Source organism: Stenotrophomonas sp. 2YAF22 (assembly GCF_052114665.1).
Lineage (GTDB): Bacteria > Pseudomonadota > Gammaproteobacteria > Xanthomonadales > Xanthomonadaceae > Stenotrophomonas > Stenotrophomonas indicatrix.
Genome location: NZ_JBFRFE010000482.1, coordinates 1 through 3,398 on the forward strand (window position 1 = coordinate 1; position 3,398 = coordinate 3,398).

1 protein-coding gene is annotated in these 3,398 nt (G+C 62.7%); it reads right to left on the reverse strand.

Going from position 1 to position 3,398, the window contains the following annotated elements; genetic code table 11:
• Nucleotides 1–2: 2 nt before the first annotated feature.
• Nucleotides 3–3,134 carry a TonB-dependent receptor gene (locus AB4Y84_RS16835; RefSeq protein ID WP_301908437.1) on the reverse strand — a complete coding sequence of 1,044 codons (3,132 nt, stop codon included), beginning with the start codon at nt 3,132–3,134 and terminating at the stop codon, nt 3–5.
• Nucleotides 3,135–3,398: the final 264 nt, after the last annotated feature.

Here is a 3,398-nt window from a genome sequence, read left to right on the forward strand (position 1 = left end):
GTTCAGAACCTGTAACGCACGCCCAGCATGTAACGCGGGCTCTGGTCGGCCAGCTTCACGATCATCTGCGAGGTGCGCGAACGCCAACGCACATCCTCACCGGTCAGGTTGATCGCCTCCAGGCCAAACGACCAGTGGTCATCCAGGGTGTAGTTCACGCTGAGATCCCACTGTTCGTACGCCTCCACATAATACGGATTGCGGCTGGCCCCCTGGTTGGCCAGGATCAGGTACTGGTCACGCCAGTTCCACGCCAGTCGTACCGACCAACCGTACTTCTCGTACATCAGCATCGCATTGGCCGTGTCGCTCAGTCCCGTGAGCGAGAACTGGTCGATGCCCGGGTCGCCTGCGTTGTTGAATCCCACATCCCCATTGACCAGGGTGTAGTTGGCCAAGATGCCGAAGCCGGTATCGCCGAAGAAGTATTGCCCACCCAGTTCCCAGCCGTGGAGCTTGGCCTTGTTCTGGTTGATGGGACGATTGACGTTGAACTGGTACAGCGGATCGCCGGCCGTACCGTACAGGTCGTAGGCTGCTTCAGTGGCCAGCACCTGGGCGTCGGTACCGTTGTAGGCGCCCAACCCGGCGGGATTGTTGCGCAGCAGGGCCAGGGCGGTGAACAGCGAGGTGTCATTGGCCGAGCACGCCGCTGCATTGGCAGCGCCGACCTGTGTGACGCAGGCACCGCTGGTGAGGAACGCCAGCGCCGCCTGCGCATCCGGACCGGCGGTAGGATCGCGCAGGCCGTACAGATTCTCCTGGACAATGGTGTTGCCGACGAAATTGTCGACCGATTTGTTCCAGTAGGTCAGCGAGACGTAGCTCGCATCGGCGAAGTACCACTCCAGCGCCAGATCCAGGTTGTCCGATTCCAGCGGTTTCAGCTGCGGGTTCTGTGCGGTACCGCTGGCCCGCGAGGACGGGTCGATGAGGACCGAGCCGAACGGCTGCTGGGCGGTCGGGCCGGCATACAGGTTGCCGATCGGCGCGCGTGCGATGCTCTTGCCGAATGAGACACGCCCCTTCAGGTCCTCACGAAGATCGATGCTGAAATCCAGATTGGGCAGGATGTAGCTGTAGCTGTTCTTCTCGGTGAACGGCTGTTGTTCGTCGGACAACACCACGCGGAAGTCATTGTTGGATTGCCACTCGATGGCTTCCGGGATGGCGATGTTCGAGGTGGAGACAACATCGGTGGTTTCATAGCGCACACCCAGGCGGGTATTGGTACGCATGCCGCCCAGCTCGCCATCCAGCTCCACCTGGAAGTAGGCCGACTTCGTCTTCTCTTCCACCAGGTTATCGGCGGCGCGCTGCGGGCTCACGCCGAGATTGGCGCCATAGTTGTCCGCCGCCCACTGCGCAAGGCGACCGGCATCGCCGCGCCAGGCCGTGAAGCTGTTGGCATTGAAGTCGTTGAACAGCCCGACGATGTTGACCGGCTGCAGCAGGTCCATCAGCCCGTTGGCAACATCCCCGTCAACGTTGGCCACGCCCCAATCGCCCAGGGTGTTGTAATTCTCCGCTGCCTGGATGCGGTGGGTGGTCTGCTTGCTCGAGTCCACGCCAAACTGGAAGCGCCCCTTGTCGAAGCTCCACTCACCGTCGACACGCCCCTGCTTGATCTCGCTGATCTGTGTCTGCGAGTTGATGCGCAGCACCTGCGAACCGATCTCGCCCGGCGCGAAACCCGGATTGACCACGCCGTTGGTGTTGGCGATGGCATCGGCCGTGCTCGGGTACCAGACCTGGGTGCCCACCGGCAGGCCGCTGTTGAAGACCATTTCCTGCACCCATGACCCACCGCAATGCGGTCCGGCGGTGCAGTTGTTGGTGCCGGCGATGCTGCTGAAGATGGAGCCGCCACCAGTGAGCGGATCGTTCGGGCGGCTTTCGTTCTTCGAGTTGTGCGCATCGAAGCTGAGCTTGAAGCGGTCGGTCACATTCCAGACCGCGTTCAGGCCGAGCGAACCCAGCTTGTACTTCTGCATGCTGCGCTGCTGCTCAAGGCCGAAATCCTTGGTGCCGGCGATTTCACGGATGTAGATCGGCGTGGCAACCGCACCGCTGGTATCGAACTCGACGTCGGTGTAGTTGCTGTTCTGCAGCCACATGCCCTGCTCGCCACGATTTTCAGTGATCTCGTTGGTCGAATAGGTGTAATCCAGGGTCAAGGTCACCGCATCGGTCGGCGCGAACTGCAGCACGGCCTGGCCGTTGATGCGCTCACGCTCGAATTCGGAGAAGGCATAGCGCAGGTCGTTCGGCCGCGCATACAGCGCACCGATCGCCGGTGCATTGACCACCCTCGGGTTGCCCGGCATCGTGCCGGTCCACGGCTGCACGTTCCAGTAGTTGTCGGTGGCCTGCACCGAACCGCCCTTGCGTTTCTGGTAGCTGGCGCTCACGCCCACGCCGAAGGTCTTGTCGGGATTGGTGTAACTGAAGATGCCGGACAGTTCCGGCGTCAGGTCGTCGCCGAACGGCTGGCTGCGGTCGGAGACGGCCTTCGCCCCGGCACTGGCGACGATGCCCTCGTGGTCGAACGGCCGCGAGGTCAGGATGTTGATGGTGGCACCGATGCCACCGCTGGGGACATTGGCCTGGCTGGTCTTGTAGACCTCGATGCCATTGATGGCTTCAGCGGCCAGCTGGGCGAAGTTGAAGGCACGGGTGCCGCCGTCGACACCACCGATGGCGACCTGCCCCGACGCACCGAACGCATCGGCGCCGGGCATCTGCCGCCCGTTGAGCGTCACCATGTTGAACTGAGGGCCGAAACCACGTGCCGTTACCTGTGCGCCCTCACCGTCACGGCGCTCGATCGAGATGCCGGTGATGCGCTGCAGGGATTCGGCCAAGTTGGTATCGGGGAACTTGCCGATGTCCTCCGCACTGATCGCATCCACCACGCCGGCCGAATCACGCTTGATGTCCATGGCCTGGCTGAGGCTGTTGCGGATGCCGGTGACCTGCACGGTGTCCAGCTGTGTCGGGCTGGGCGGATTCTGCTGCCCGGCGACGGGTGCCGGCGTTGACGCCTCTTGTGCGAATGCGGGATTGATGACCAGGACGCCACCGACAAAGGTGAACATGGCCCTGGAAGTGAACTTCGCCAGCGTCCGGCTCATCGACGAGCCCTCCGGCCTGGGGTACGACGGAAAGTAGCAGCGCTCATGACTCTCCCCTCTGACATACGATCGAATGGATGTACCGCCCCTCCTGGGGGCACGTACGGGCGACGCCCGTCTTCCACACCGAACATCGCAGTGCGCTTTGCACCCACTGCGACTCAAACTCGCTTTCAGACTTGCCGGAACAGCCGCGCGGTAAAGGGGGGGCATCCGCTGGCCTTACACCGGCTCAGTGGTAGCGCTACCATCGCGTCACGGCGC